The organism is Streptomyces sp. NPDC093065 (assembly GCF_044754585.1).
Classification (GTDB): domain Bacteria; phylum Actinomycetota; class Actinomycetes; order Streptomycetales; family Streptomycetaceae; genus Streptomyces.
Map to the genome: position 1 here is coordinate 131,319 of NZ_JBIVPJ010000017.1, position 26,520 is coordinate 157,838.

Here is a 26,520-nt window from a genome sequence, read left to right on the forward strand (position 1 = left end):
CTGTCCGTCAACCATGCTGTTCCACAAGGGATTCACGTTGGGTGATCCCCGCCCCGGCCGTTGTTCTGGCCATGCTGGAAATGGCTACGATCGTGGCCCTCATGAGGCGCGAGCCTTTGTGTCCGCCGGTTCGGATGGTGTGAGCGGTGCAGGTGCTTCAAGTGCAGCTGGAGGTCCGTCCAGACCCCTCGGAAGTGGGGCGTGCCCGGCGTTGGGCGCGTTCACGTCTGGCCGGGTCGGGGATACGGGCCGACGAACCCCTCGCCGAGACGCTGGTCCTGCTCGTCTCCGAACTCGTCACCAACGCCGTGGTGCACACCGGCCGTTCGGCGGTGCTGCGGCTGGTGCTGCCGGGTGCGGTGACCGAGGAGACGAAGGAGGCCACCGTCCGCCTGGAGGTGGAGGACGCCAGCGACCGCGCCCCGGTGCCCCGTTGCGCGGGCGGCGAGGCGACCGGCGGCCGGGGCCTCGCCCTCGTGGACGGACTCGCCGACCGGTGGGGCTGGAGCCGGGAGGGTACCGGCAAGCGCATCTGGTGCGAACTGGACCGCTCCTCCGGAGGCGAGGGCGGTGCGCCCGCCTGCGGCGACGGCGGTGGCGCGGTGGCGTACCAGGGCGTCGCCTTCGAAGTCGTGTGACGCCCGTGCGCCGGGGTCTGCTTCCGTGCGCGTCCCCGGCGAATCGGTGCACAAGTGCTGAAACTCCACTCACCAGTTGACGGATCGTGACGGTTTCCTCACGCTTGTAGCCACGATTCGCCGCGAGGGGACGACGAGGGCTCGGTGACGGAAGCCCTCGACGAGTGTGGGTCGTGTCGGCGGCGGTTCCCTCGGGGGCGACGGGAGCCGGGCGGGAGCGCCGGAGTCGGGTGGCGGCGCGCGATGCCGTGCTCGGGGCGGACAACGCCGCGCCGCCGGCCGACGAGAACTCATGGTCCACAGGGTGTGGACAACTCCGCGCGAAAGGTACGCCGGTACCCGGTCGGCGTGACGCCGAGCGCCGCCTGCAGGTGCTGCCGCATCGACTGGGCCGTGCCGAACCCCGCGTCCCGCGCGACCTGGTCGACCGACAGGGCGGTGGACTCCAGCAGGTGCCGGGCCCGTTCGACGCGCTGCCGGGTGAGCCACTGGCCCGGACTGACGCCGGCCTCCTCGCGGAAACGGCGGGTGAAGGTGCGTACCGACATCGACTCCTGGGCGGCCATGTCCCGCAGCTGGATCGGCTCGTGCAGGCGGCCGAGCGCCCAGGTGCGGGCGTGCGTCGTGGACGACTGCTGCGGATCCGGCACCGGCCGCTCGATGAACTGCGCCTGTCCGCCGTCCCGGTGGGGCGGTACGACGGTGCGCCGGGCCACCTCGTTGGCGACGGCGGTGCCGTGGTCGCGGCGCACGATGTGCACGCACAGGTCGATCCCGGCCGCGACCCCGGCCGAGGTGAGCACGTCGCCGTCGTCGACGAACAGCACGTCGGCGTCCACCCGCACCTTCGGGAACAGCCGCTGGAAGTGCTCGGCCGAGGCCCAGTGCGTGGTCGCCGGACGGCCGTCGAGGTACCCGGCGGCGGCCAGCACGAACCCGCCCGTGCAGATGGCGACGAGCCGGGCGCCGGGCCGCACGAAGGCCAGCGCGGCGGCCAGCTCCCCGGTCAGCAGGCCCTCCTCGTACACCGGACCCAGTTCGTAGGAGGCGGGGACGACGACCGTGTCCGCCGTGGCCAGCGCCTCCGGGCCGTTCTCGACCATGATCGCGAAGTCCGCGTCCGTGGCGACCGGGCCCGGCGGCCGGACGGAGCAGGTGACGACCTCGTACAGCGGACGCCCGCGTTCGTCGCGGGCGAGACCGAAGATGCGCGGCGCGATGCCCAGCTCGAAGGGGAGCAGGCCGTCGAGGGCGAGGACGACGACACGGTGCGGACGGCCCTCCGTGCCGGCGGCGGGCGGGGGGACGGAGACGCCGGAAGTGCCGGAGGTGTCGGAGGTGTCGGTGGCCATGGCCCGATCCTAGCGAACGATGTCCTCCGGGCCACTCGTCCGGCCCCGGACCGCTGCGGAGACTCGGTGACGTGCCCCAGACGACCGACGCAGCCGCAGCGGCTCCCGTACACCAGCCGGAGCCCACCCGACCGAGCCGCCCCCACGTGCACCGCGCCTGGTGGGTCGCCGCCGTCACCTTCGTGACGATCATCGGGGCCGCCGCCTTCCGCTCCCTGCCCGGCATCCTCGTGGACCCGCTCCACGACGACTTCGGCTGGTCGCGCGGCACCATCGGCGCCGCCGTCTCCGTGAACCTCGCCCTCTACGGGCTGACCGCCCCCTTCGCCGCCGCGCTGATGGACCGCTTCGGCATCCGGCGGGTCGTCGCCGTCGCCCTCATGGTGATCGCGCTCGGCTCCGGCCTGACCGTGTGGATGAACTCCGCCTGGCAGCTCATCCTGTGCTGGGGCCTGCTGGTGGGCCTCGGCTCCGGCTCCATGGCCCTGGCCTTCGCCGCCACCGTCACCGACCGCTGGTTCACCGAGCGGCGCGGCCTGGTCACCGGCGTCCTCACCGCCGCCTCCGCCTCCGGGCAGCTGATCTTCCTGCCGCTGCTGTCCTGGATCGTCGAGACGCACGACTGGCGCCCGGCGGCCGTCACCGTCGCCCTCGCCGCCCTGGCCGTCGTCCCCTTCGTCTGGCTCCTCCTGCACGACCACCCGGCCGACGTCGGTCAGAAGCCGTACGGGGCCGAGGAGTTCGTACCCAAGCCCGCCCCCGTGCCGGGCGCCGCGCGCCGCGCCCTCACGGTCCTGTTCGCCGCCGTCCGCACCGGCCCGTTCTGGCTCCTGGCCGGCACCTTCGCGATCTGCGGCGCCTCCACCAACGGCCTGATCCAGACCCACTTCGTGCCCGCCGCCCACGACCACGGCATGCCGATCACCGCCGCCGCCTCGCTGCTGGCCGTCATCGGCGTGTTCGACGTGGCCGGCACGATCGCCTCCGGCTGGTTCACCGACCGCTTCGAGGCGCGCCGCCTGCTGGCCGTCTACTACGCCCTGCGCGGCGTCTCCCTGCTCTTCCTCCCCATGCTGCTCGCGCCGAGCGTCCACCCGCCGATGGTCTTCTTCATCGTCTTCTACGGCCTCGACTGGGTCGCCACCGTCCCGCCCACCCTCGCCCTGTGCCGCGAGCACTACGGCGAGGACAGCGCGATCGTCTTCGGCTGGGTGCTGGCCTCCCACCAGGTGGGCGCCGCCCTCGTCGCCTTCCTCGGGGGCGTGGCCCGCGACCACTTCGGCTCCTACGACGTGGTGTGGATCGCCTCCGGCGCCCTGTGCGCGGCGGCGGCCCTGATGGCGTTGGTGATCCGGCGCCGGCCGACTCCGGTGGCCTCCCTGTCCTGAGCGGTCCTAGGGTGCGGGCATGGGGTGGGGGAAGACGGGGGAGTCCGGGAGGCGTCGGCGGCCGGACCGGCACGAAGCCGACTGGAACCGGGCGGTCGCGCTGTGCGCGGCCCAGGTGCCGCTGGTGTGGCTGGCGTGGTGGTTCGTCATGGAGGCGGGCCGGGACGACTACGGCTACGGGGGCGGCGGCTATCTGGGCATCTGCTGCGTGCCGCTGATCCTGCCGTTCATCGGCCTCTTCCACGCGGCCGCGCAGATCGCCCCCGCCGCGGCCCTGGCCCGCCTGCGGCCCCGCACCTTTCCCGGCCCCGGGTGGGCCTGGCACCTGGCCGGATCCGTACTGGTCGGCGCCGGCTGGTCGGTGCTGGGACGCGTGCTGTGGGACCGGCCGGTCGGCGACACCCTCCCGTGGTTCGCCGGGGTCGGTGTCCTGCCGGTGCTGGTCCTCGACCGCCTGCGCGGGCGGACGTGGGGAGGATGGGGCGTCTGGCTCCGTTCGGCGGGCGCGGGCCTCGTCCTCTTCGTGGTGTGCGGAGTGCCGGCGGCCGCCCTGGCCGGCGACTACGAACCCCCTCGGCTGTCCGCCGGGCAGCTCGCCGGGGAGTGGCGGGACGAGGACGGGGGTGTGCTGCGGCTGGTCCGGGGCGGCCGGGCCGAGCTGACCCGCGTACCGGTCCACAACGGCGTCGCCGAGGAGGGCGACTTCTCCCGGTGCGACGGCACCGGCACGTGGACGTTCGAGCGGGACAACGAGTTCATGGACACCGACCGCGACGGCGTCCTCCTGCGTCTCGACGGCGACTGCGGCGAGGAGACGTACTGGGCGATCGGCGGCACCGAGCGGAACCCCGAGCTGTTCGTCCTGTTCGGCGACCCGGACGCCGGGGACCTGCGCATCCTCGGCCGCGACTAGGACGGGCACCGGCCGGATCCTGCCGGGGGGGCGCGGAGCGCGGGGTGCGGCTCGCAGGTCTGCGGTGGTGTCGTTGGTTGCCGTCTGCCTCGTGCTCGCCTGTGCCCGTGCAGGAGGGGGCTCGTCGGGCCGTTCGGGTTGGTCGCAGGGCAGCGGGGTCCGGGGGTGGGCTCGGCCGGGGCGCGGGGTGGGCTCGGCCGGGGCGCGGGGCGCGGGGCGCGGGTCCGCGGTGGTGTCGTTGGTTGCCGTCTGCCTCGTGCTTGCCTGTGCCCGTGCGGGAGGGGGCTCGTCGGGCCCGTTCGGGTTGGTCGCACGGCAGCGTGGCCCGGCGGCCGGGCCGGACGACGCAGAGGACGCCCCCTAGCCCGGCAGCCGCGACACCCGCCCCGCCTGCCGCTTCGCCACCGCCCCGGCGATGCGCCCGGCGTCGATCGCCAGCTCCCGCAGCATCCCGCTGATCGGGTTGGTGAAGCCCGTGAAGTACAGGCCGGGGGCCGCGGCCGGGGTGCGGCCCCCGTGGACGACCGGCCTGCCGGTGCCGTCGAGGACGCCGAGGTGTCCGACCAGGCCCTCCAGGCCCCGCCGGTATCCGGTGGCCGCGATCACCGCGTCCGGGGCGAGGCGGGTGCCGTCGGCGAGGACCGCCTTGCCGTCCTCGAAGGACTCGACGGCGGCCACGACCTCCACCCGGCCGTCGCGGACCGCGTCGATCAGACCGACGTCCTGCACCGGGATCGCGCCCTGGGCGGCACGGGTGAGGAGGCCGGTCTCCGGGCGGGGCAGCCCGTGGGCCGACAGGTCGGGCGTGCTGATCCTGGCCAGCGGACGGGCGAGCCGGTCGACGAGCGCGGCCGGCAGACGGCGGACCAGGACGCCGTTGTACTGGGCGGCCCACCCCGCGGTCGAGCGTCGGACGATGTGCGGCGCCGTGCGCACCGAGAGCCGCACCCGGGCGGCCCCGCCCTCCACCAGGTCCACGGCGATCTCGGCACCGGTGTTGCCGGCCCCGACCACCAGGACGTCCCGGCCGGCGTACGGGGCCGGGGAGCGGTACTCGGCGGCGTGCCGCAACTCGCCGGCGTACGTGTCCCGGCCGGGCCAGCCGGGCAGCCGCGGGGTGTGGTTGAAACCGGTCGCCACCACCACCGCGGCGCCGGTCAGCTCCCGCCCGCCGGAGGCGTGCAGCAGCCACCCGGCCCCGTCGGAGGCGCGCTCGACGCGGAAGACCTCCACACCGGTGACGATCTCCAGCTGGTGGTGCTCGGCGTACTTCTCCAGGTAGCGCACCACGTCGGCGCGGGCCACCCACCGCCCGAAGCGGCGCGGCATCGGCAGGCCGGGCAGTGCCGAGAGGCGGCGGGTGGTGTGCAGCCGCAGCCGGTCGTAGTGGTGCCGCCAGGAGTCGCCGACGTGGTCGGCCCGTTCCAGGACCACCGCCCGCAGACCGCGGGCGCGCAGCGCGTGGGCGACGGCGAGACCACCGGGACCGGCGCCTATGACGTAGACGGGGCGGCCCGCGGGGTGGGCGGGCTGCTGTGGTTCAGCGGACGCTGTGGAGTCGGCCATGCGGCGAGCGTAATCGCGCCTACGGTTGATGGGTCTCGGTCAAGACCGGAATCGGTTGCGGATCGGTCACGAACGGGACCGGTGGGCTTGAATGGCCGGATGGCCCACACACGCATGTACACCCTCGACCCCTCCCTCTCCCACTCCGAACCCCGCGGGCACGGACTGCGCCTGCGCGCCTGGGACGCCGCCTCGGACGACGACGCGCAAGCGTGGCTGCGCGGCTGCCTGGACCCCGAGTTCCAGCGCTGGAACACGCCGCTCAAGCTGTGGACCGACCTCGCGGGGGCCCGCGAGTCGCTGCGCGGGCGGGCCCGGGACGCGGCGGACGGCAGGTCGGCGTCGTTCCGGATCACGGACGACGGGAGCGGTACGACGCTGGGGCACATCGGCCTCAACGAGATCAGCCGGCAGATGAAGGTGGCCAGGATCGGCTACTGGGTGCTCCCCGAGGCCCGGGGCCGGGGCGTCGCCACCCGTGCCCTGCTGCTCGCCTCGCGCTGGGCCTACGCGGAACTCGGCCTGCACCGCGTGGAACTGGGCCACGCGGTGGGGCACGACGCGTCCTGCCGGGTCGCCGAGCGGAGCGGCTACCGCGCCGAGGGGACCCTGCGCGAGGCGATGTTCGAGGCCGGCCGGCACGACGCGTTCCGGGACGTGCACCTGCACGCACGCCTGGCGACGGACGAGGAGCCGGCGCCGCCCGGCGCGCGGTGAGCGCGGTTCACGGCCACAGCAGCCGCCGGTCCCAGCCGTCGTCCCCGGCCCGCCGGTAGGACAGCCGTACGTGGCGCCGGCGGGCCTCGCCCTGGAAGAACTCCACCTCGTCGGGGCGCAGCCGGTACAGCGTCCAGGACGGGACCGGGGCGTCCGGTTCCCGGCCGGCCCGCTCCCAGGCCGCTTCGGAGGCGCGGGCCAGTTCGCCCGTCGAGCCCAGCTCCGCGCTCTGCCGGCCGGTGAGCGCGGCGGCCAGCGCACCGGTCGAGCGGGCGTGCAGGTCGGCCCGCGCCTGTTCGGCCGGGGCGACGGCGACCGGGCCGCGCAGCCGCACCTGGCGGCCCAGCACCGGCCAGTAGAAGACGAGCGCGGCGTGCGGGCGGGCGGCGAGCTGGCGGCCCTTGCGGCTGCCGGCGTGCGTGGCGAAGGCCCAGCCGTCCGCGTCGGCGCCGTGCAGCATGACGACGCGCGCGTCCGGCAGGCCCTCGGCGTCCGCCGTGGCCAGCGACACCGTGTGCGGCTCGCGCTCGCCGGCCGCGACCGCCTCGGCGAACCAGCGGGTGAACAGCTCCAGCGGGTCGCCGGGCGCCTCGGCCGGGTCGAGGGGCGGCAGTTCGGTGACCGCCGGGTCCCACACCCGCAGCGACCTCAGCAGCTCGGGCAGGCCGCTCACACGGAGCCGAGGTCGGAGGAGACCCAGCGTTCGGGCCGCATCCGGACGACGACCTGCTCGCCGTGGTTCCCCGAGGCGAAGGCGACGTAGCCGTCGACCTTCTCGGCCGGCAGGTAGCGCGCGGCGAGCTCCCGCAGGTGCTCCTCGGTCGCGGCGACCGTCCCGACGGCCGGCCCCTCCACCGACACGTAGCGGATGGTGGGCTCCAGGCGGTCGACCATCAGGGAGAACCGGCCCGCCTCGCCGATCAGCCGGTTCTTGCGGCTGTCGAGGCCGGTCATGATCCACGCCTCGCCGCCGGGTGCGTACTGGTACCAGATCGGCACGGTCAGCGGGGCGCGGCCCGCTCCCGCGTCGACCGCGAGCGCGGCGATGTGCGGCTCGGCCAGGAACGTCTCACGCTCTTCGCGGGTCAGGGCCACGGTTCTCCTCCGGCGGAAACGGGTGCGGATGCTGAGCACAACGTCGGTTGGACGGACGGCTGTTCCCCGTACGGCACCTTCGCGGGGCTGAACTTCGGGACGCCGAACTCCCAGGCGCTGGACATCGCGCCGACGCGGCCGAAGGGCCGGGGGCACGGTCGCCGAGTTCGGGCGGGCGGCCGGCGGGGCGGCCGATCGGGCTGGAGGTGCGGCGGACGGCGACGCGGCGGAAAATGACAGGCTGCCGCGCGGCGTACTACTTGACGGGCTTCTTTCCGGTGATGCCGAGATATGTCAACAGGGCGAGATGGGGCTTGAGTTCAGCCTGTTTCACACCCCAGGAGGAGAACCCCTTCTGATGCGAAGCGGCGGCCGCGAGCATGACGACGAGTGACCCGGCGATCGCCGCGGGGTTCACGTCCTTGTCGACCTTGCCCTTTGCCTGGAGATCGGCGACGGAATCCGTGAGGGGGGAATTCACCGAATTCAGGATCTTCATGCGGATTTTGGCGAACCGCTTGTCGCCCTCAGCCGCTCCGAGATCCACAACGCGCAGAATCGCGTCGTTCTTCCGCCAGAACTCCAGGAATCCGTCGACGAGTTCCTGTGCCGTCTGCCAGCCGGCCTTGCCGACCCAGGAGCGGCCCGCCGTCAGCTCGGCCAGCGAGGTGCTTTCCGCGGCCATGCGTTCGGCGATCTCCAGGACGGCACCCTCGACGTCCGGAAAGTACTGGTAGAAGGTCGCGGGCGACGTGCCCGCCTTGCGGGCGACATCGATGACTTTGACATCGCGATAGGGGGAGGAGCTGAGCATTTCGCTGAGGCAGTCGAGCAGTTTCTGCCTGGTCGCCTGCCCACGTCGACCGGCCACGCGGCCGTCGACGGTACGCACTTGTCCTGTCATGCCGTCAGCTTACCGACGGGTGATCCGAGCGCGATTCGGCCGACTGCAAATGGGGTGCGACGGCGAAGAGAGACCGGTGTGCCCGGTCTGCGCGGTGCGGGTGACGCGGTTACTTTGACGGCATGGCCGACAACGGGGCATTCGAGAAGAGGGAAGGCGTCCCCTGCTGGGTCGACGCACAGCTCTCCGACGTGGAGGCGGGCAGGCGTTTCTACGGCGAGCTGTTCGGCTGGACCTTCCAGGACGCGGAGAAGACGGAGGAGGGGGCGGCCGGGACCGTACGGGCGTGCCTGGACGGCGAGCCGATCGCCGCGCTGGTCCGCAAGACGGACGGCAGGATGCCCACCGTGTGGACCGTGTACTTCCACACCCCGGACGCCGCCGCCCTGGCCGCCCGGATCCGGGCCGGCGGCGGTCAGATCGTCACCCCGCCCCACCCGGTCGGCGACCTGGGCGGTGCCGCCCTGGCCGCCGATCCCGACGGCGCGGTCTTCGGGCTCTGGCAGCCGGGCCGCCGGACCGGCTTCGGACGCCGGCACGAGCCGGGCACCTTCGCCTGGGCCGAGCTGTACACCCGGGACACGGAGGCCGCCAACGCCTTCTACGGCGACCTGTTCCACGACGCGCTCTTCGGTGCGGACGCCTCCCCCGACTTCGGCCGCGCCCGGGTCTCCGACGTCTTCCCCGCCGAGATGCCGCCGCACTTCCTCGTCCACTTCCTGGTCGAGGACGTGGCCGCCGGGATCGCGACGGTGGCCCGGCTCGGCGGACGGGTGCGGGTCCCGCCCTTCGAGACGTCGTACGGGCGGGTGGCCGTGGTCTCGGACGGCCAGGGAGCGTCGTTCGCGCTGCTGCAGCGCTGAACGGGCCCCAGAGGGCGCATGGCGGGTGCCGCGACCCCCGCATTTGCCCGGAATCAGGCAAGACACCCCGATTGTCGTCAGGTTCGCCACCAGCGCTTCGGACAGGAAGAATCGGGGTGCGTGGCGCCACGGAGGTGCGGTGGTGAGACGCTGCACTTCGGTCGCGTACATATGTGGGTGGCGCGGCCCGTACGGGGAGGTGGCAGGCAAGTGGTGGATCAGCTGACGCAGCACGATCCGCGGCGCATCGGGCCGTTCGAGGTGCTGGGGCGGCTCGGCGCCGGCGGCATGGGGCTGGTCTATCTCGCGCGCTCGGCGTCCGGGCGGCGCGTGGCGATCAAGACGGTGCGCACGGAACTGGCCGAGGACCAGCTCTTCCGCGTCCGCTTCACCCGCGAGGTGGAGGCGGCCCGCGCGGTCTCCGGCTTCTACACGGCGGCCGTGGTCGACGCCGACCCGCGCGCCGCGGTGCCCTGGCTGGCCACCGCCTACGTCCCCGCGCCCTCCCTCGAGGAGATAGTGAACGAGTGCGGGCCGCTGCCGGCCCAGGCGGTGCGCTGGCTGGCCGCGGGCGTCGCCGAGGCGCTCCAGTCGATCCACGGCGCGGGCCTGGTCCACCGCGACCTGAAGCCCTCCAACGTCCTCGTCGTCGAGGACGGCCCCCGCGTGATCGACTTCGGTATCGCGTCCGGCGTCTCGAACACCCGGCTGACCATGACCAACGTCGCCGTCGGCACCCCCGCCTACATGTCCCCGGAGCAGGCCAAGGACTCCCGCAGCGTCACCGGCGCCAGCGACGTGTTCTCGCTCGGCTCCATGCTGGTCTTCGCCGCCACCGGGCACCCGCCCTTCCACGGCGCCAACCCGGTCGAGACGGTCTTCATGCTGCTGCGCGAGGGCCCCGACCTGGAGGGACTGCCCGACGAGCTGCGCCCGCTCATCGAGTCCTGCATGCAGATGGAGGCCACCGGCCGCCCCAACCCCGCCGACCTCCAGGCCCAGCTCGCCCCGCACCTCTTCGGTTCGGGCTCCGACGACAGCGGTACGGCCTCGGCGTGGCTGCCCGAACGGGCCGTGGGCCTGATCGAGGGGCGGCGGGGCGGCCGCCCCGCGGTCAGGCCCGCCACCACCGCCGGCGGCGCCCGCGGCCCGTCCGGCGCCCGCGCCGCCGTACACGCGCCCCCGCTGCCGCCCCCGCCCGCGCACGACCCCGTCGTACCGGCGCCGCCCGCGCACGGTCCCGCGGTACCCGCTCCCGTGGGCGCCCCGGACGGCGGGCCGGTCCGGCTGCCCGGCGCCGCGGTGCCCATCGGTCCCGGACCGCGCGTCGCCGGCATGCGCGCCGCCGCCGTCGCCGCGCCCCCGCCGGAGTCCGCCCTCGCCGCCTCCTGGTCCCGCCCGCGCCCCGGCGTCAACGGCGCCGACCCGGCCGTACCGGCCCCCTCGCCCGCGCCGGCCCCTTCCCCGGAGGCCTCGCCGGCCGGCTGGCGGCCCTGGCGGTTCCGCATGTCCAACGACGTCTGGGGCACGCCGCGGGTCGCCGGGGAACTGGTCTACGTCACCTCCTTCGAGGTGCACGCCCTGGATGTGGGCACCGGACGGCGCCGGTTCAAGACCCGGGACGTCGCCTGGTCGATGGCGGTCGCGGACGGCCGCATCCATGCCTCCGACGGCCCCACCCTCTTCGCCCTGGACGCCCGCGAGGGCGCCGACCTGTGGCGCGTGCAGACGGACGCCTGGGTGTACTCGCTGCAGGCCGAGCGAGGCACCGTCCTCACCGCCACCCGCGGCGGCGGCGTCCAGGCCTGGGAGGCCTCGGCCGGCCAGAAGCTCTGGGAGGTCACCGGCGCCCAGACCGACTTCGAGTCGCCCGAGGCCGGCGCCGCCCTCCACGACGGCACGGCGTACGTCTGGCAGGACGCCCGCCTGCGCGCCCTGGACGCCCGCACCGGGGACGAGAGATGGTCGTACCCGATCGGCGACGCCGCCTCCTGCGGCGGGGTCCCGGTCCGTCTGACCCAGGCCCCCGACGGCTACGTGTACGTCGCGGCCGGCACCCGGGTCCTCGCCGTGGAGGCCGCCTCCGGCCACGTCCGCTGGCACTTCGAGGCCCCCGCGGTCTTCCTGGCCCCGCCCACCTTCGTGCCGGGCCCCGCGGTGACCGGCGGCGGCGTCTACCTCGCCGACTACCTCGGCACCGTCTACGCCCTCGACGCCACCGACGGCCGCGACCGCTGGCGCATCGCGACCGAGGCCCGCTCCTCGACCGACCCGGTCCTGGTCGCCGCCGGCCACGTCCACGTGGGCAGCGGCAAGGGGCTCTACACCCTGGACGCGGTCACCGGCACCCCCAAGTGGCGCTTCCAGGCGGGCGGCGACATCGTGGGCGCGCCCGCGGTCGCCGAGGGCCGCATCCACTTCGGCTCGTCGGACCACCTGCTCTACACGCTGAAGGCCGACGACGGCCGGCTGCGCTGGAAGCTCGCCACCGGCGGCGAGATCACCGGCTCCCCGGTCGTCCGCGACGGCATCGTGTACGCGTGCAGCAAGGACCGCTGCGTGTACGCGCTGGACGCGGAGAAGGGCACGGGGACGGCCCGTACGACGTGAGGGCCGGCTCACCGCGAGGGCCCCGTGCGGCGTGAGGGCCCGTGCCCGAGCGGTGACGTGTCCGTGACATCCGCCCACTAGCGTGATCGTCATGACAACACGGGGGCGAGCACTCAGGTACACGGCGATCTCGGCACTGGTGGTCCTCAGCCTGACCGGCTTCTCGACCGGCCGTCACGGCCACGGTCACGGAGGCGACGGGGGCGGCGGCTGCAGCAGCTCCAGCCAGGACCACGACAGCTCGTCGTCCACTTCGGGCGGCGGCGACGCCTACAAGGACGACGACGACACCTACGGCACCGGCGGCAGCGGCTACCACGACTACGACGACGACACCTACGGCGACGACACGGGCAGCGGCGGCAGCGACGGCGGCGGCGAGGCCGAGGCCGCCGTCCTGAACCTGGTCAGCTGCGCCGGGGAGTCCGAGCCGTGGTCCACCGTCGAGGTGACCAACCCGAACTCCACCGAGTACACGTTCCCCGTCACCGTGCTCTTCAAGGACGCGGACGGCAAGACACTCGGCGAAGGCACCGAGGAGGTCACCGTCCCCGCGGACGGGGAGACCGCCGTCCGCGTCCCCTACGACGGCTCCGCCGTCCCGGACCACTGCGAACTGGACACGACGGTGCCGGCGCCGGTCTCCTGACCCCCTCCGCGCACACGTCGGCCGCGGCGGCTCCCCTCCGCGCCGCCGCGGCCGATCCCCGTGCGGGAAAACGGTCTACTTGCCCTCGCCGTCCCGGTCCAGGGCGGGCGGAGCCGGCATGGGGTTCTCCATCGTCCTGACGTCGGGCTTGGCCGGTCCGCTGGGCATGGGGTTCTCCAGCGTCGTGACGGCCCCGTCCTTCGGCGGCGTCGGCATCGGGTTCTCGAGCGTCGTGAAGGTCTCGCCGGAGGCCGCCTCGCCCGTGGCCGTCGCTTCCGTGTCCTGCTGGTTCTCGCTCATGGGCTTGGTCCCTCCGCTGTGACGACATGTGGCGAACGCCCGCCCGGTAGCTCCCCCGTTGGCCGCCGGGCGGGCGTCGGAGCCGCACCATAACTGGTCGGGCCCCCGTCAGACCGTCTGCCCCCCGACGCGACGGTGTGACGGGTACGACCATGCCGGGGCGCGATAAACGAATGCTGAACGCCCTTCGCGCGCGGGCGGCTCACGCGGCCGAGGCGGGCCGGAGCAGGGCCCTCGCCTCGCTCGCCTCTTCGGCGCCCTCCTGCTCGTACAGCCGCAGGGCCTTGCTCCAGCAGGCCATGGCCCGGTCCGTCTGCTCCAGCCCGGACAGGGCCCGGCCCAGTACGGTCAGGACGTTGCCCTGCATGCGGTCGCCACCGATGCAGCCGAGGGCGAGGGCCTGTTCGGCGTGCTGGGCCGCCTGCGCGGGACGCTGGGCCGCGAGGTGGACCTCGGCGATGCGGTAGTTCGTCGTGCCCTCCCACAGCCGCTGCCGGTGCGCGGTGAAAATCGTCAGCGCCTCGGAGAAGTGCCCGAGGGCCTCCGTGTGCCGGTCCGCCCTGTTGAGGGCGATGCCCAGCGCGTAGTGGCTGTTGGCGAGACGCACGGTCCTGCCGAACTCGGCGTGCGCCTCCAGCCCCCGCCTCGCGAAGTCGACGGCCTGCGCGACGTCGCCGGCTCCCAGGTGGGCCCGCGAGAGGTTGCACAGGGCCGTCGCCTCGGGAGGACGGTTGCGCAGGGCACGGAACCCCTCGATGGCCCGCTCGAAGAACGGCTTGCTGTCGGTGTGCCGCCCCTGGTGCAGGCAGATGAGCCCCAGGCTGTTGGCGACCCAGCCGACCGCGGCGCCGTCGTCGACGGACTCCGCGAGCCGCATCGCCAGCCGCGACTCCTCCTCCGCCTGGGCGATCCGGCCGGTCACCAGCAGGACGTCGGTGAGCACCGTCCGTGCCCGTCCCTCGGCCAGGGTGTCGCCGGCCGTGCGGGTGGCCTCGCACATCCCCCGGGCGGTCGCCTCGTACTGGTGGGAGTCGGCCCCGGACTCGGTGAGGTCCTTGGCCGCCCACAGCAGGTCCACCGCACGCCGCAGCCTGCCCGTCCCCACGGACTGGCGCACACCCGCCAGCAGCGGCGCCGCCTCCGTGTAGAGCCAGTCCAGGGCCGCCGACCCCTCGGTGAACGTCAGGCCCGGGTACTCCGTCGGCTCCAGGCCGTCCACCAGCCGGTCCCCGGGCCGCTCCATCGCGTACACCCCCGCCGCCGTCGCCAGGTAGAAGTCCAGCAGCCGAGACAGCGCCGCCGCTCGCTCGCTGGGCGGCTGTTCGTCCCGTTCCGCGCACGCACGCGCGTAGAGACGGACCAGGTCGTGGAAGCGGTAGCGGCCCGGCGCCGCCGATTCCAGCAACGACGTGTCCACCAGGGACTCCAGGAGGTCCTCGGTGTCCTGCGCCGGGAGGTCCAGGACCGCCGCGGCCGCCGCCAGGGAGATGTCCGGGCCGTCCGCCAGGCCCAGCAGCCGGAAGGCGCGGGCCTGGGCCGGTTCCAGCTGGCCGTAGCCCAGTTCGAAGGTGGCCTCGACCGCCAGGTCACCGGCCTGCAGCTCGTCCAGCCGGCGTCGCTCGTCCGCCAGTTTCGCCGCCAGGACCGACACCGTCCAGGTGCGGCGGGCCGCCAGCCGGGACGCGGCGACGCGGATCGCCAACGGCAGGAAACCGCACGCGCCGACCACGTCGAGCGCCGCCTCCCGCTCCGAGGCCACCCGCTCCTCGCCCACGATCTTCGTGAAGAGGGCCAGCGCCTCCTCGGGCGACATCACGTCCAGATCGACCAGGTGCGCCCCGGCCAGGTCCACCATCCGCACCCGTGCCGTCACCAGCGCCGCGCAGCCCTCCGTGCCGGGCAGCAGGGGCCGGACCTGGGCGGCGTCGCGGGCGTTGTCCAGCAGGACCAGGACACGGCGGCCGTCCAGGACGGAGCGGTACAAAGCGGCCCGCTCCTCCAGGGAGTCGGGCACGGCCGAGTCGGCGGTACCCAGGGCGCGCAGGAAGGAGCCCAGCACCGTCTCCGGCTCCGCCGGCCGCGCGCCGGCGCCCTGGAGGTCGACGTACAGCTGCCCGTCCGGGAAGGCGGCCCGCGCCTGGTGGGCGACGTGCACCGCGAGGGTCGTCTTGCCGACGCCGCCGATGCCGGCCAGCGCCGAGACCGCCATCACGCGACCCGTCGCCGCGTCCCCGGACGCCGAGCACAGGACGTCGCTCAGCTCGCGGACGAAGGACGCGCGTCCGGTGAAGTCGGGGACCGAGGCCGGGAGTTGCGCCGGGCGGACGGTGGCCGCCACTGTCTCCGCGGCCGGTGACGGGGGCTCGGCCAGGTGCGGGTCGGCCCGCAGGATCCGCTGCTGGAGTTCCTGGAGGCCGGGGCGCGGGTCGACGCCCAGCTCGTCGGCGAGCAGGCGCCGCGTGTCCGCGTAGACCGCGAGGGCCTCCGCCTGACGGCCGCTGCGGTACAGGGCCAGCATCAGCAGCTCCCGCAGGCGCTCGCGCAGGGGGTGGGCCGCCGTGAGCGCCGTCAGTTCCGAGACGGACTCGGCGTGACAGCCCTGTTCCAGGTCCATCTCCAGCCGCGTCTCCAGGAGTTGGAGCCGCCATTCGCCAAGGCGCACGCGCTGTGTCTGGGCATACGGGCCCGGTACGCCGGCCAGGACCTCGCCGTCCCACAGGGCCAGTGCCCGGCGCAGCAGGTCACGGGCGTGGCACAGGTCGCCGGAGCTCCTGGCCTTCTCGGCCCCGGCGGCCAGGTCCTGCGCCCTCGTCAGGTCCAACGCCCCGTCGGCCAGGTCCCGTACGGCGTATCCGCCCGACTCGCTGGCGAGCATTCCGGGGTCGAGGACCTTGCGCAGCCGGGACGCGTACGTCCGCAGCGCCGCCAGCGCCTGCGACGGCGGCTCCTCGCCCCACAGGGCGTCGATCAGCTCGGCCGCGGTGGCCGTACGGCCCTCGTGCAGCAACAGGGCCGCCAGCAGCGCGCGTTGCTGCGGCGAGCCGGTGGCCAGACTCTCCTCGCCCCGCCAGGCGCGCACCGGTCCGAGCACGCCGAAGCGGAGCGCGGCCGGCCCGTCCGGTTCCGCCGGGAATCCGGGACGCCGCTGCTCCGGAATCCGCGGTCCACCGTCCATGCCGTCCCCCTAGACATCCTGAGCAACCAGGTCAGTTTGCCTTGTTCATGCCGACCACGTCAGCCGTGGGAGACGCCGATCACAGGTTCTCCATCAGCCGGTCTTCCCCTGCCCCTCCAGCTCCACCCGTACCGTGAGCAGTCCCGTGCCGACGCCCATCGCCCGCACCGCGAGGCTGTTGTAGCGGGGGAGGCGGCGCAGGCGGGCGAGCGGGTCGTCGTCGGGCAGGAGGTGGGCCGTGCCCCGGTACCAGCGGCCCCTGAGCCGGACCCGGACGCGTGGGTCGGCCCGGATGTTGCGGACGTACTGGGACCGTTCGCCGAACTCCGACACCAGCCAGAAGGAGTCGCCGCTCCGGCGCCCGCCCACCGGGGTGCGGCGGGGCAGGCCGGAGACGCGGCCGGTGGTCTCCAGCAGGGTCTGGCCGGGCAGTCGGCGCACGAGGGCGTTGAGCCGGCGCTGGAAGGCCGTCACGGCCCGGTACTTGGTCTCGGCGTAGGACGACATCGTTCGTTCACGCTCCCGTCTCGTGGGACTCCATGTTCCCGGAAAACCTCGACGGGGAAGGTGTGGACCGGGCCGAGAGACGGGTGGTGCAGGGGTGCGGGTCGTGACGTGGAACCTGTGGTGGCGGTTCGGCCCCTGGGCCGACCGGCGTGGCGCGATCCGCGCCGTGCTGCGGGAGCTGCGGCCCGACGTGGTCGGGCTCCAGGAGGTGTGGGCCGTCGACGGAGGGGAGAACCTCGCCGAGTGGCTGGCCCGTGACCTGGGCCTGCACTGGGACTGGTCGCCCTCGCCCGCGCCCGAGCGGTGGCAGCGGCGGATCGGAGACGACACGGTGGGCGTCGGCACCGCGGTGCTCAGCCGCTGGCCCGTCGTGGAGCGGGCGGTGCTGCGGCTGCCCGCCCCCGCCGAGCTGGACGACGGGCGGCTGGCGGCGTACGCCCGCCTGGACGCGCCCGGGCACCGGATCCCCTTCTTCACCGTCCACCTGAACTCGGGCGGCCACGCCCCTGCCCTGCGCGCCGAGCAGTCCGCCGCCCTCGCCGCCTTCGTCGCCCGGCACCGGCACGGCACCGCCCACCCGCCCGTCGTCACCGGGGACTTCAACGCCCGCCCCGAGTCGCCGGAGGTGCGCCTGCTGCGGGCCGGGGGGCTGCACGACGCCTGGGAGCACGCGGCGCCGGGCGCGCCGTCCGGCACCTGGGACACCGCCAACCCGTACGTGGCCCACGCGGACGGCGAGCCGAGCGTACGGATCGACTACGTCCACGTGGGCCCACCGGGACCCGGCGGCATCGGCCGGGTCCTGGCGGTACGGCGGGCCGGCGCCGGCCCCGTCGACGGGGTCTGGCCCTCCGACCACGCGGCGGTCGTCGCGGACCTGGCCGACGGCGGGACGGACACCGCGTCGGCCACCGGCTAGGCCACCACGTCGGCCATGACCCGGGCTGCCGTGTCGGTGACTGCTCAGGTCGCCGTGTCGGTCACGGTCTCGGCCACCCCGTCGGTCACCGCTCAGGCCGCCATGCCGGCCTCCGCCGCGTCGGTCACCGCGTAGGTCGCCGCGTCGGTCACGGCCCGGGTCGCCGTGCCGGGCACCGCTCAGGTCGCCCCGTCGGTGACTGCTCAGGTCGCTGTGTCGGTCACAGTCTCGGCCACCCCGTCGGTCACCGCCCAGGCCGCCATGTCAGCCACCGCCGCGTAGGTCGCCGCGTCGGCCACCGGCTAGGCCACCACGTCGGCCATGACCCGGGCTGCCGTGTCGGTGACTGCTCAGGTCGCCGTGTCGGTCACGGTCTCGGCCACCCCGTCGGTCACCGCTCAGGCCGCCATGCCGGCCTCCGCCGCGTCGGTCACCGCGTAGGTCGCCGCGTCGGCCACCGGCTAGGCCACCACGTCGGCCATGACCCGGGCTGCCGTGTCGGTGACTGCTCAGGTCGCTGTGTCGGTCACGGTCTCGGCCCCCCGTCGGTCACCGCTCAGGTCGCCATGCCGGCCACCGCCGTGTCGGTCACCGCCCAGGCCGCCATGCCGGCCACCGCCCCGTCGGCCACCGCCCAGGACGCCCCGTAGGTGACCGCCCCGGCTACCGTCCCAGGAACACCGGGTTGGTGAACGCCGCCAGTGCCCCCGGCAGGGGGCCCGCCGCGGTCTCGTGCCGTATCTCCGCGCGCACGTAGGCCGCGTACGAGGCCGTCGTCCGCCACTCCGCCGTGCCCGCGCCGGACACCGGCAGGGGATCGCCGGTGAACAGCACGCCCTGGTCCGTGACGAACCGGACCGTGCAGCGCGGCGCGCCCGTCACCTCCAGGCGGACGGTGACCGGGGAGTCGCGGTCCACGCGCAGCCGCTCGCCGATGCCGGCGTGCTCGCCCCGGCCGCCGGACGCGGCGAAGGACAGGGACACCTTCGACGACTCGGCGACGTAGGACCGCCCGGCGCGGATACCCTCCTGGATCGCCTCCCGGGTCAGGTCGTCGGCGAGGACGACGGTCTGCGGGCGGCCGATCACGTCGGGGGAGCGGTGGGAGTCGCTGCTGCCCATCGCCGGGATCCAGTCCCGCCTCCCGTCGCGCACCGAGGCGACCAGCATGCCGTCCCAGTCGGCCAGCGCCACCTCGTCGTCGGGCGTGTACGCGCCGTTCCACACCTCGACCGCGTCCGCCTCGCCGAACCCGAACTTCCAGTTGCAGCCGATACAGGTGGCGTGCGGGTGGGCCGGCACGACCAGGCCGCCGGCGCGGCGGATCTGCCGGGCGAACCGGCCGAAGCGGTTGTCGCGGGCCCGGTAGCGCCAGTCGACGAAGGTGCCGGGATCGGTGCCCAGCGCGACGACGTGGCCGTTGCGGGTGGTCACCTCCTCGCCGAGCATGATCAGCAGGTCGTCCCCGGCCAGGTCGGCCCAGTGCGGGTGCGCGGAGTGCGTGTTGTGCTCGGAGGAGTTGATGAAGTCCAGGCCCGCCGCCCGCGCCAGCTCCGCGATCTCGGCGAGGGTGTAGCGGCCGTCGGAGTACTCGGAGTGGAGGTGGCAGTCGCCCCGGTACCAGGCGCGGCCCCGCCCCCGGGCCCGCTCGGGCGGGTACACCGGCCGGGGCGTCCGGTCCTCCTCGCCGTAGGTGAGCGTGACGGTGATCTCGTACGGCAGGCCCTGCGGGGCCACCGTGTACGGGCCGAGCGCGATGTGCCAGGTGCCCGCCCGCACCGGCCCCGGCACGTAGCCCGGCGTGGCGTCGTCCGCGCGGACGAAGAACTCCGTGCGGGCCCCGCCCGACCAGCCGCGGAAGCCCGGGCCGCCCAGCTCGGTGCCGCGCTCGTCGAAGAGGCCGATGTCGAGCGCGTTGCCCTGGGTGCCGGCCGGGACGGCGGGTCGGTCGTAGGTGTAGGCGACGTGGATCTCGCGCACTCCCCGGGGGACTTCGACCGGGACGTACACGAAGTCGGGGGAGCCGGGCGGGAGGGTGCCGCGCACCGTTTCCCGCCGCCGTTCCCGGGGTGCCGCCGAGGCGAAGCTCACGCTTCCCAACGTAAGCGCGGCGGCGGCTCCCGTCACGAACACCGCGCGTCTGCCCATTCCGGCGTGGTCGTCCTCGCACATGCTGCTGCTCCAGGTGTCGTCGTCTCGTGTCGTCGGTGACATGACGTCGGTGGTGCAGGGGTGGTGCGTGCAACCCTCGTATTGAGCCGTGAACTCCCGGACAAGGAAAGGGGTTTCGCATATTGAGGAGTCATTGAGGGCAGGAGACGGCGCGGCGGGCCGGCGGGACGGGAGCCCCGTGCCGATCACCCCGCTCGTATGCTCGAAGGATGACGACTTCCGCGACCTCCGGAACCGGACCCGCCGACCCCACCGGCCCCACCGAGAACTCCATGCGTCGCGCCCTCAAACGCGCCCGGGACGGCGTCGCCCTCGACGCGTCCGAGGCCGCCGTGCTGCTCCAGGCGCGCGGCGAGCACCTCGACGCCCTCACCGCGTCCGCCGCCCGGGTCCGGGACGCGGGACTGGAGGCCGCCGGGCGCAGCGGCGTCATCACGTACTCGAAGAGCGTCTTCGTCCCGCTGACCCGGCTGTGCCGGGACAAGTGCCACTACTGCACCTTCGTCACCGTCCCCGGCAAGCTGCGCCGGGCCGGCCACGGGATGTTCATGTCGCCGGACGAGGTCCTGGACATCGCGCGCAAGGGCGCGGCCCTCGGCTGCAAGGAAGCCCTCATCACCCTCGGCGACAAGCCCGAGGAGCGCTGGCCGGAGGCGAGGGAGTGGCTGGACGCGCACGGCTACGACGACACGATCGCCTACGTCCGCGCGATCTCGATCCGCGTCCTGGAGGAGACGGGCCTCCTCCCGCACCTCAACCCCGGCGTCATGACCTGGACGGACTTCCAGCGGCTCAAGCCCGTCGCGCCCTCCATGGGCATGATGCTGGAGACCACCGCGACCCGCCTGTGGTCCGAGCCCGGCGGCCCGCACCACGGCTCCCCGGACAAGGAGCCCGCCGTACGGCTGCGCGTCCTGGAGGACGCCGGGCGCTCCTCCGTCCCCTTCACCTCCGGCATCCTCATCGGCATCGGCGAGAGCTACGAGGAGCGGGCCGAGTCCCTCTTCGCGCTGCGCCGCGTCTCCCGCGCCTACCACGGCATCCAGGAACTGATCATCCAGAACTTCCGCGCCAAGCCCGGCACGGCGATGCGCGGCATGCCGGACGCGGAGCTGGACGAGCTGGTCGCCACGGTCGCCGTCGCCCGGCACATCATGGGCCCGTCCGCCTGCCTCCAGGCCCCGCCCAACCTGGTGGACTCGGAGTACGAGCGGCTGATCGTCGCGGGCATCGACGACTGGGGCGGCGTCTCCCCGCTCACCATCGACCACGTGAACCCCGAGCGCCCCTGGCCGCAGATCGACGAACTCGCCGCCAAGTCCCGGGCGGCCGGGTTCGAGCTGCGGGAACGTCTCTGCGTCTACCCGGAGTTCGTGCGGCGCGGCGAGCCCTGGCTGGACCCGCGGCTGCGTCCGCACGTGGCGGCACTCGCCGACCCGGAGACCGGGCTCGCCCGCGAGGACGCGGTGGTCGAGGGGCATGTCTGGCAGGAACCGGACGAGGCGTTCACCGCCACCGGCCGCACCGACCTGCACGCCACCATCGACACCGAGGGCCGCACCTCGGACCGCCGCGACGACTTCGACGAGGTGTACGGCGACTGGGGAGCCCTGCGCGAGGCCGCCGCACCCGGCATGGCGCCCGAGCGCATCGACACCGACGTACGCGCCGCGCTCGCCACGGCGGCCGACGACCCGACGAGGCTGACGGACGACGAGGCCCTCGCCCTGCTGCACGCCGACGGCCCGGCGCTGGACGCCCTGTGCGGCATCGCGGACGACGTCCGCAAGAGCGTCGTCGGCGACGACGTGACGTACATCGTCACCCGCAACATCAACTTCACCAACGTCTGCTACACCGGCTGCCGCTTCTGCGCCTTCGCCCAGCGCCGCACCGACGCCGACGCCTACACGCTCTCCCTGGACCAGGTCGCCGACCGCGCCCAGCAGGCCTGGGACGTGGGCGCGGTGGAGGTGTGCATGCAGGGCGGCATCCACCCCGACCTGCCCGGCACCGCGTACTTCGACATCGCGCGGGCGGTGAAGGCCCGCGTCCCCGGCATGCACGTGCACGCGTTCTCGCCGATGGAGGTCGTCAACGGCGCGACCCGTACCGGCATGTCGATCCGCGAGTGGCTGACCGCCGCCAAGGAGGCGGGCCTCGACTCGGTCCCGGGCACGGCGGCGGAGATCCTCGACGACGAGGTCCGCTGGATCCTCACCAAGGGCAAGCTGCCGGCGGCCACCTGGATCGAGGTGATCGAGACGGCCCACGAGCTGGGCGTCCGCTCCTCGTCCACGATGATGTACGGCCACGTCGACCAGCCCCGCCACTGGCTGGGCCACCTGCGCACGCTCGCCGGGATCCAGCAGCGCACGGGCGGCTTCACGGAGTTCGTGACGCTCCCCTTCATCCACACCAACGCGCCGGTCTACCTGGCGGGCATCGCCCGGCCCGGGCCCACCCTCCGGGACAACCGCGCGGTGACCGCGATGGCCCGCCTCCTCCTGCACCCGCACATCCCCAACATCCAGACGAGCTGGGTGAAGCTGGGCACCGAGGGTGCGGCGGAGATGCTCCGCTCCGGGGCGAACGACCTGGGCGGCACCCTCATGGAGGAGACCATCTCCCGCATGGCGGGCTCGTCCTACGGGTCGTACAAGTCGGTCAGGGACCTGATCGCGGTCGCCGACGCGGCGGGCCGCCCGGCGAAGCCGCGCACCACGCTCTACGGCCCGGTCCCCGAGGAGCGGCAGCGGGCGGCGCGGGACTCGGACGGGCACCTGCCGGAGCTGCTGCCGGTCCTGGACTGATGCGCGGGCGCACGCTTCGGAGGCGGCGCGAGCGCGCAGTACGATGATCGGGCCCCCGGTGTGTCGGGGTTCTCGTAGCTGAGGAGATGCGTGCCCGTGCCTGCCCGACTTCCCTCATGGGCGTGGGTCTCCGGTCTGACCGTGGGCGCGATCGCGGCGGTGACCGTCCTGGCCGTACAGGCGGACCAGGGACCCCACCCCACCGCCGTGGCGACGAAACCGCGCCCGTCGGCGTCGGCGGACGCGCACCCCACGCCGAAGGAGACCGCGCCGGCCCCGGTACCGGAGGGTTCCGGCACCGGGCGGCGCGTCGTCTACTCGACGGGCCAGGACCGGGTGTGGCTGGTCGACGCCAGCGACGCCACCCGGCGGTCCTTCAAGGTGTGGCCGGGCACGGTCGACCCCGATCCGGGCAAGTACAGCGTCGGCACCCGCCGCCAGGAGCCGACGACCGGCTCCGACGGGGTGCGGATCGAGCAGATCATGTACTTCACCCAGGAGGACGGCGTCTGGGTCGCCTTCTCCAACGCGGTGGACGGGTCCTCGCCGCCGCCCGCCGCCGGTGCCAGGACCGGCGGCATACGGCTGCCCAAGGCGGACGGCGACGCGCTGTGGGAGTTCGGCACGTCCGGTACGACGGTCACTGTGGTGGCCTAGCCGCCGCCTCGCCGGACGGCAGGTGCGCCACGATCAGCACGACGCCGCTGAACAGCAGCACCCGCGTCGCCGCGTCCAGCCCGTTCCAGTCCTCCGACTGCCACATCGCGAACCACTCCCCGCCGATCGCGAGGAACCCGGCGCCGAAGAGCAGCATCAGCATGAGCGTGCCGTACGTGGTGAAGCGCCGTGCCGGGGCGTGCTGGCGGCGTATCCAGAGCCAGGTCGCCCAGATCAGCACGAGCGCGGCGGCGGTCTCCCACACGATGATCGCCACGTAGGCGGTGTCCTGGAGACCCTTGCTCGTGATCGCCCGCCACATCAGGTCGTCGTCCTTGAACGTCGTGTCCATCGCGAGGACGTGATGCACGTACTGCTGGTTGTTGTCGAAGTCGGTGATGTTCCCGAGGGCCACCAGGGCGATGTAGAGGGCGAGGACCGCGGTGAGCACGGTGGAGGCGAGTAACAGGGTGCTGCGGGGGTTCTTGGTCATGGCAGCACTATTCCGAAACCGGGGACCGGGGGAGTGGGCAGGGTCCGCAACGTGATCTCTTCGAAGCGTTCCGCCGCCGCAGCGCGGTGATCGCGGCCGCCCGCGCCGGGAACGCGGCAGGGCCCGGCCCTGCCGGAAACGGCCGGTCACTCGCAGACGGCCGTGTCCACCAGGTCGAAGACGTGCTGGTGGGCCGCCATCATGTCGGCGGGCTCCGCGGCCACCGAGCTGGACAGTGCCGTCGTCGCCACCGTGGCCGCGCGGCCGTCCTGGGTGGCGCCGCCGTAGGTCTCGTATCCGTGGATGGAGCCGCCGTGGCCCCACATCTCGCCGCCGCAGGACAGTGGGGTGCGGAACAGGCCCAGGCCGTATCCGGTGCCGGGCGTGGGGGCGCCCTCGGTCACCGGGACCGTGGTCTTCATCTCCTTCAGCTCGGCGGCGTCGAGGACCTCGCCGCCGAGCAGGGCGGAGAAGAAGCGGTTGAGGTCGCGCGGGGTGGTGACGAGCTGGCCCGCGGCCCAGGCCTGGGACGGGTCGAGGCTGGTGATGTCCTCCAGCGGAGCGCCGGGGGTGGCGGCGGCGTAGCCCTTGGGGTGGGCGCCCCGGATGCCGCGCTCGCCGACGCCCGGCCAGTAGGTGTCCTTCAGGCCCAGCGGCTCGATGATCCGGTCGGTGATCTCCTCGCCGAAGGGGCGTCCCGTGACCTTCTCGACGAGCAGGCCCGCCAGGGCGTAGTTGGTGTTGCTGTACTGCCACTTCGCGCCGGGCTCGAACGCCGCCTTCTGGCTCAGGGCGAGGTCCACCAGGTCACGCGGGTTGTAGTACGTGTCGCGGACCTCGAACGGGTCCAGGCCCAGCGACTGGACGTAGTCGGGCAGACCGCTGGTGTGCTGGAGCAGGTCGCGCACCGTGATCCGGCCGCCGTCGATGCCGTCGCCGTGCACCAGACCCGGCAGGTACGTCTCGATCGGCTCGTCCAGCTTCACCTTGCCCTCGCCGACCAGCTGGAGCACGACCGCCGCGGTGAAGGACTTGGTGTTGCTGCCGGCCCGGACCCGGCCGTTGACCGGCACGTCCGCGCCGGTCGCCAGGTCGCCGCTGCCGGCCGTGTAGTCGCGGGTACGACCGTCACGGCCCTCGACGGCGGCCAGCGCGGCGGGGAATCCGTCCTCGCGCACCAGGTCCTTCGCACCCTCGCGCACGGCGTCGCGGTGACCGGCGTGGTCCGGGGCGCCGTAGGCCAGGGAACCGGTCACGGCGAGGCCGCCGCCGAGGACCGCGAGCGCGGCGACCACCGACAGCACGCGGCCGCGCTGCTTCCGCGGCTTGGACGGGACGGAGGCGGGGAGACGAACGGACACGGGATTTCCTCTCAACGGGGCTGCTCTCGGAACGCCTTGAGCCTTTCGCGAACCGGCCGTCCGCTCGATGGGGCCAGGTGCCGGAAACGGGGTGTACCTTCCACCACCCCCGGTCGTGAGCGTTTCCACACCGATCCCGCCCGTCTGCGCCCTGAACCGACCGTCCTCGTTCGCATACAGTGCTGGGCGTCGTACGTACGCACAGTGCCGAGGGGAGGTCCACGTGGGCGGGACGACCGGTGCCGTCTGGGGGCGTGCGGAGCAGCAGGACTTCCGCAGCCGGGTGCGCGGGACACTGCTCGGCGTGGCCGTCGGGGACGCCCTGGGCGCACCCGTCGACTCCCTCGCCCTCGACGCGATCCGCGAGGCCCACGGCGCGGAGGGGCTCTCCGACCTGGCCGCCGCCTACGGCCGGCGCGGCGCCGTCACCCACCTCACCCAGCTCACCCTGTTCTCCGTGGACGGGCTGATCCGCGCCCAGGTACGGCGCGACACCGGCGCCTGGCACCCGCCGACCGACCTGCACCGGGCCTACCGGCGCTGGGCCGCCACCCAGCGCGACTGGGGGCCCGACCTGCGGCGCAAGGACGACGGCTGGCTGGCCCACGAGGAGTGGCTGTACGTCCGCCGGGACGCCCCGCGCGCCCTGCTGCTCGGCCTCGGCGACGAGACGATGGGCACCCCCGAGGCACCCAAGAACCCCGACGAGCGCGGACCCGAGGCCGCCGCCCGCTCGGCGCCGTTCGGGCTCCTGGTCGGCTGGGAGCCGCAGCTGGTCGCCCAACTCGCCGTGGAGTGCGCGGCCCAGACCCACGGCCACCCCACCGGCTGCCTGGCGGCGGGCGCGTACGCAGTGGTCGTGCACGGGCTGGCGCGGGGCGAGAGCCTGGACGCCGCCGTGCAGCGGGCCCTGGCGCTGCTCGTGCCCCGGCCGGGACACGAACCCGTGGCGACCGCGCTGCAGCACGCGCTGGGCGCGGTACGGCAGGGGCTGCCGACCCCGGCGCGGGTGACCGAGCTGATCGGCGCGGGCACGGCGGAGGGCCTGGTCGCCGCCGCCGTGTACTGCGCCCTGGTCGGCGAGGACGTACGGCACGGGCTGCGCCTCGCCGTCAACCACGACGGCCCCTCGGCGGCGACCGGCGCGCTGACGGGCGGCCTGCTCGGCGCCCTGCACGGCGAGACGGCGCTGCCCCCGGCCTGGCTGGCCGAACTGGAGGGCCGCCGGACCCTCCTGGAACTGGCCGACGACTTCGCCATGGAGATGACCCAGGGCCCCGCCCTGCACGGCCCGGCGGGCTCGTCCCCCGGCTGGCTGACGCGGTACCCGCGGGCGTAGTCCCGTACGACGGTCCGTACGAGGCCCGCGCCCGGTACGAAGTCCCGGCGGGAAGAGTCACGTTTCGAGAAGCGCCCACCCGGGGGCCG

At 74.0% G+C, this 26,520-nt stretch carries 22 protein-coding genes; 11 read left to right on the plus strand and 11 right to left on the minus strand.

All coding sequences use genetic code 11. The annotated features are described in order from the left end of the window. The first annotated feature begins 161 nt into the window (after positions 1 to 161). A complete protein-coding gene (locus tag ACIQFU_RS26835) occupies positions 162 to 638 on the plus strand; it encodes an ATP-binding protein (RefSeq protein ID WP_402554777.1) in 477 nt (158 codons plus the stop codon). Between the two features lie 290 nt (positions 639 to 928). Here the strand turns inward: ACIQFU_RS26835 and ACIQFU_RS26840 are convergent, their stop codons facing one another. Then, a complete protein-coding gene (locus ACIQFU_RS26840) occupies positions 929 to 1,990 on the minus strand; it encodes a GlxA family transcriptional regulator (RefSeq protein ID WP_402554733.1) in 1,062 nt (353 codons plus the stop codon). A 71-nt stretch (positions 1,991 to 2,061) separates the two neighbouring features. Here ACIQFU_RS26840 and ACIQFU_RS26845 point away from each other — a divergent pair, with 71 nt between their 5' ends. Beyond that, positions 2,062 to 3,378, plus strand: coding sequence for an MFS transporter (locus ACIQFU_RS26845; RefSeq protein ID WP_402554734.1), 1,317 nt, complete (start codon positions 2,062 to 2,064; stop codon positions 3,376 to 3,378). 19 nt (positions 3,379 to 3,397) lie between these two features. Next, positions 3,398 to 4,291 (plus strand): hypothetical protein, encoded by an 894-nt coding sequence (locus ACIQFU_RS26850; RefSeq protein WP_402554735.1) that lies wholly within the window; start codon positions 3,398 to 3,400, stop codon positions 4,289 to 4,291. Positions 4,292 to 4,651: 360 nt separating this feature from the next. Here the strand turns inward: ACIQFU_RS26850 and ACIQFU_RS26855 are convergent, their stop codons facing one another. Continuing rightward, on the minus strand, positions 4,652 to 5,857 hold the full coding sequence (locus ACIQFU_RS26855; RefSeq protein WP_402554736.1) for a flavin-containing monooxygenase: 1,206 nt from the start codon (positions 5,855 to 5,857) through the stop codon (positions 4,652 to 4,654). 99 nt (positions 5,858 to 5,956) lie between these two features. Here ACIQFU_RS26855 and ACIQFU_RS26860 point away from each other — a divergent pair, with 99 nt between their 5' ends. Then, complete coding sequence (locus tag ACIQFU_RS26860; protein ID WP_402554737.1) at positions 5,957 to 6,574, plus strand: GNAT family N-acetyltransferase; 618 nt, start codon at positions 5,957 to 5,959, stop codon at positions 6,572 to 6,574. Positions 6,575 to 6,581: 7 nt separating this feature from the next. On the opposite strand, the gene ACIQFU_RS26865 is transcribed toward ACIQFU_RS26860, so the two are convergent. The 3 genes from ACIQFU_RS26865 to ACIQFU_RS26875 all read right to left on the minus strand — a co-directional run bounded on the left by ACIQFU_RS26865 (position 6,582) and on the right by ACIQFU_RS26875 (position 8,561). Continuing rightward, positions 6,582 to 7,247 carry a pyridoxal 5'-phosphate synthase gene (locus tag ACIQFU_RS26865; RefSeq protein WP_402554738.1) on the minus strand — a complete coding sequence of 222 codons (666 nt, stop codon included), beginning with the start codon at positions 7,245 to 7,247 and terminating at the stop codon, positions 6,582 to 6,584. Continuing rightward, on the minus strand, positions 7,244 to 7,669 hold the full coding sequence (locus tag ACIQFU_RS26870; protein WP_402554739.1) for a pyridoxamine 5'-phosphate oxidase family protein: 426 nt from the start codon (positions 7,667 to 7,669) through the stop codon (positions 7,244 to 7,246). Before ACIQFU_RS26870 ends, ACIQFU_RS26865 begins: the two co-directional genes overlap by 4 nt. Positions 7,670 to 7,925: 256 nt before the next feature. Next, positions 7,926 to 8,561, minus strand: coding sequence for a TetR family transcriptional regulator (locus ACIQFU_RS26875; protein ID WP_402554740.1), 636 nt, complete (start codon positions 8,559 to 8,561; stop codon positions 7,926 to 7,928). 134 nt (positions 8,562 to 8,695) lie between these two features. Between ACIQFU_RS26875 and ACIQFU_RS26880 the strand changes: the two genes are divergently transcribed. From ACIQFU_RS26880 to ACIQFU_RS26890, 3 genes are all read left to right on the plus strand, one after another. Next, on the plus strand, positions 8,696 to 9,436 hold the full coding sequence (locus ACIQFU_RS26880; RefSeq protein ID WP_402554741.1) for a VOC family protein: 741 nt from the start codon (positions 8,696 to 8,698) through the stop codon (positions 9,434 to 9,436). 210 nt (positions 9,437 to 9,646) lie between these two features. Beyond that, positions 9,647 to 12,046, plus strand: a complete 2,400-nt coding sequence (locus ACIQFU_RS26885; protein WP_402554742.1) for a PQQ-binding-like beta-propeller repeat protein — start codon at positions 9,647 to 9,649, stop codon at positions 12,044 to 12,046. 91 nt (positions 12,047 to 12,137) lie between these two features. Beyond that, positions 12,138 to 12,695: a hypothetical protein gene (locus ACIQFU_RS26890; RefSeq protein WP_402554743.1), complete on the plus strand. Its 558-nt coding sequence runs from the start codon at positions 12,138 to 12,140 to the stop codon at positions 12,693 to 12,695. A gap of 75 nt (positions 12,696 to 12,770) precedes the next feature. Here the strand turns inward: ACIQFU_RS26890 and ACIQFU_RS26895 are convergent, their stop codons facing one another. From ACIQFU_RS26895 to ACIQFU_RS26905, 3 genes are all read right to left on the minus strand, one after another. Continuing rightward, positions 12,771 to 12,995, minus strand: coding sequence for a hypothetical protein (locus ACIQFU_RS26895; RefSeq protein ID WP_402554744.1), 225 nt, complete (start codon positions 12,993 to 12,995; stop codon positions 12,771 to 12,773). Positions 12,996 to 13,197: 202 nt separating this feature from the next. Beyond that, complete coding sequence (locus tag ACIQFU_RS26900) at positions 13,198 to 16,170, minus strand: AfsR/SARP family transcriptional regulator (RefSeq protein WP_402554745.1); 2,973 nt, start codon at positions 16,168 to 16,170, stop codon at positions 13,198 to 13,200. A gap of 93 nt (positions 16,171 to 16,263) precedes the next feature. Beyond that, a complete protein-coding gene (locus ACIQFU_RS26905) occupies positions 16,264 to 16,677 on the minus strand; it encodes a nitroreductase family deazaflavin-dependent oxidoreductase (RefSeq protein WP_402554746.1) in 414 nt (137 codons plus the stop codon). 94 nt (positions 16,678 to 16,771) lie between these two features. Between ACIQFU_RS26905 and ACIQFU_RS26910 the strand changes: the two genes are divergently transcribed. Continuing rightward, positions 16,772 to 17,596 (plus strand): endonuclease/exonuclease/phosphatase family protein, encoded by an 825-nt coding sequence (locus ACIQFU_RS26910; RefSeq protein WP_402554747.1) that lies wholly within the window; start codon positions 16,772 to 16,774, stop codon positions 17,594 to 17,596. A 663-nt stretch (positions 17,597 to 18,259) separates the two neighbouring features. Here ACIQFU_RS26910 and ACIQFU_RS26915 read toward each other — a convergent pair. Beyond that, entirely contained in the window at positions 18,260 to 19,768 is a 1,509-nt protein-coding gene (locus tag ACIQFU_RS26915; protein ID WP_402554778.1) for a CehA/McbA family metallohydrolase, read from the minus strand. Positions 19,769 to 19,977: 209 nt separating this feature from the next. On the opposite strand from ACIQFU_RS26915, the gene ACIQFU_RS26920 reads away from it, so the two are divergent. Beyond that, a complete protein-coding gene (locus ACIQFU_RS26920) occupies positions 19,978 to 22,581 on the plus strand; it encodes a bifunctional FO biosynthesis protein CofGH (protein ID WP_402554748.1) in 2,604 nt (867 codons plus the stop codon). Between the two features lie 96 nt (positions 22,582 to 22,677). Next, on the plus strand, positions 22,678 to 23,238 hold the full coding sequence (locus tag ACIQFU_RS26925) for a hypothetical protein (RefSeq protein WP_402554749.1): 561 nt from the start codon (positions 22,678 to 22,680) through the stop codon (positions 23,236 to 23,238). Here ACIQFU_RS26925 and ACIQFU_RS26930 read toward each other — a convergent pair. Next, on the minus strand, positions 23,222 to 23,731 hold the full coding sequence (locus tag ACIQFU_RS26930; protein ID WP_402554750.1) for a DUF2165 domain-containing protein: 510 nt from the start codon (positions 23,729 to 23,731) through the stop codon (positions 23,222 to 23,224). The genes ACIQFU_RS26925 and ACIQFU_RS26930 overlap by 17 nt on opposite strands. Positions 23,732 to 23,877: 146 nt before the next feature. After that, positions 23,878 to 25,092: a serine hydrolase domain-containing protein gene (locus ACIQFU_RS26935; RefSeq protein WP_402554751.1), complete on the minus strand. Its 1,215-nt coding sequence runs from the start codon at positions 25,090 to 25,092 to the stop codon at positions 23,878 to 23,880. 223 nt (positions 25,093 to 25,315) lie between these two features. Between ACIQFU_RS26935 and ACIQFU_RS26940 the strand changes: the two genes are divergently transcribed. Continuing rightward, positions 25,316 to 26,431, plus strand: coding sequence for an ADP-ribosylglycohydrolase family protein (locus ACIQFU_RS26940; RefSeq protein ID WP_402554752.1), 1,116 nt, complete (start codon positions 25,316 to 25,318; stop codon positions 26,429 to 26,431). Positions 26,432 to 26,520: the final 89 nt, after the last annotated feature.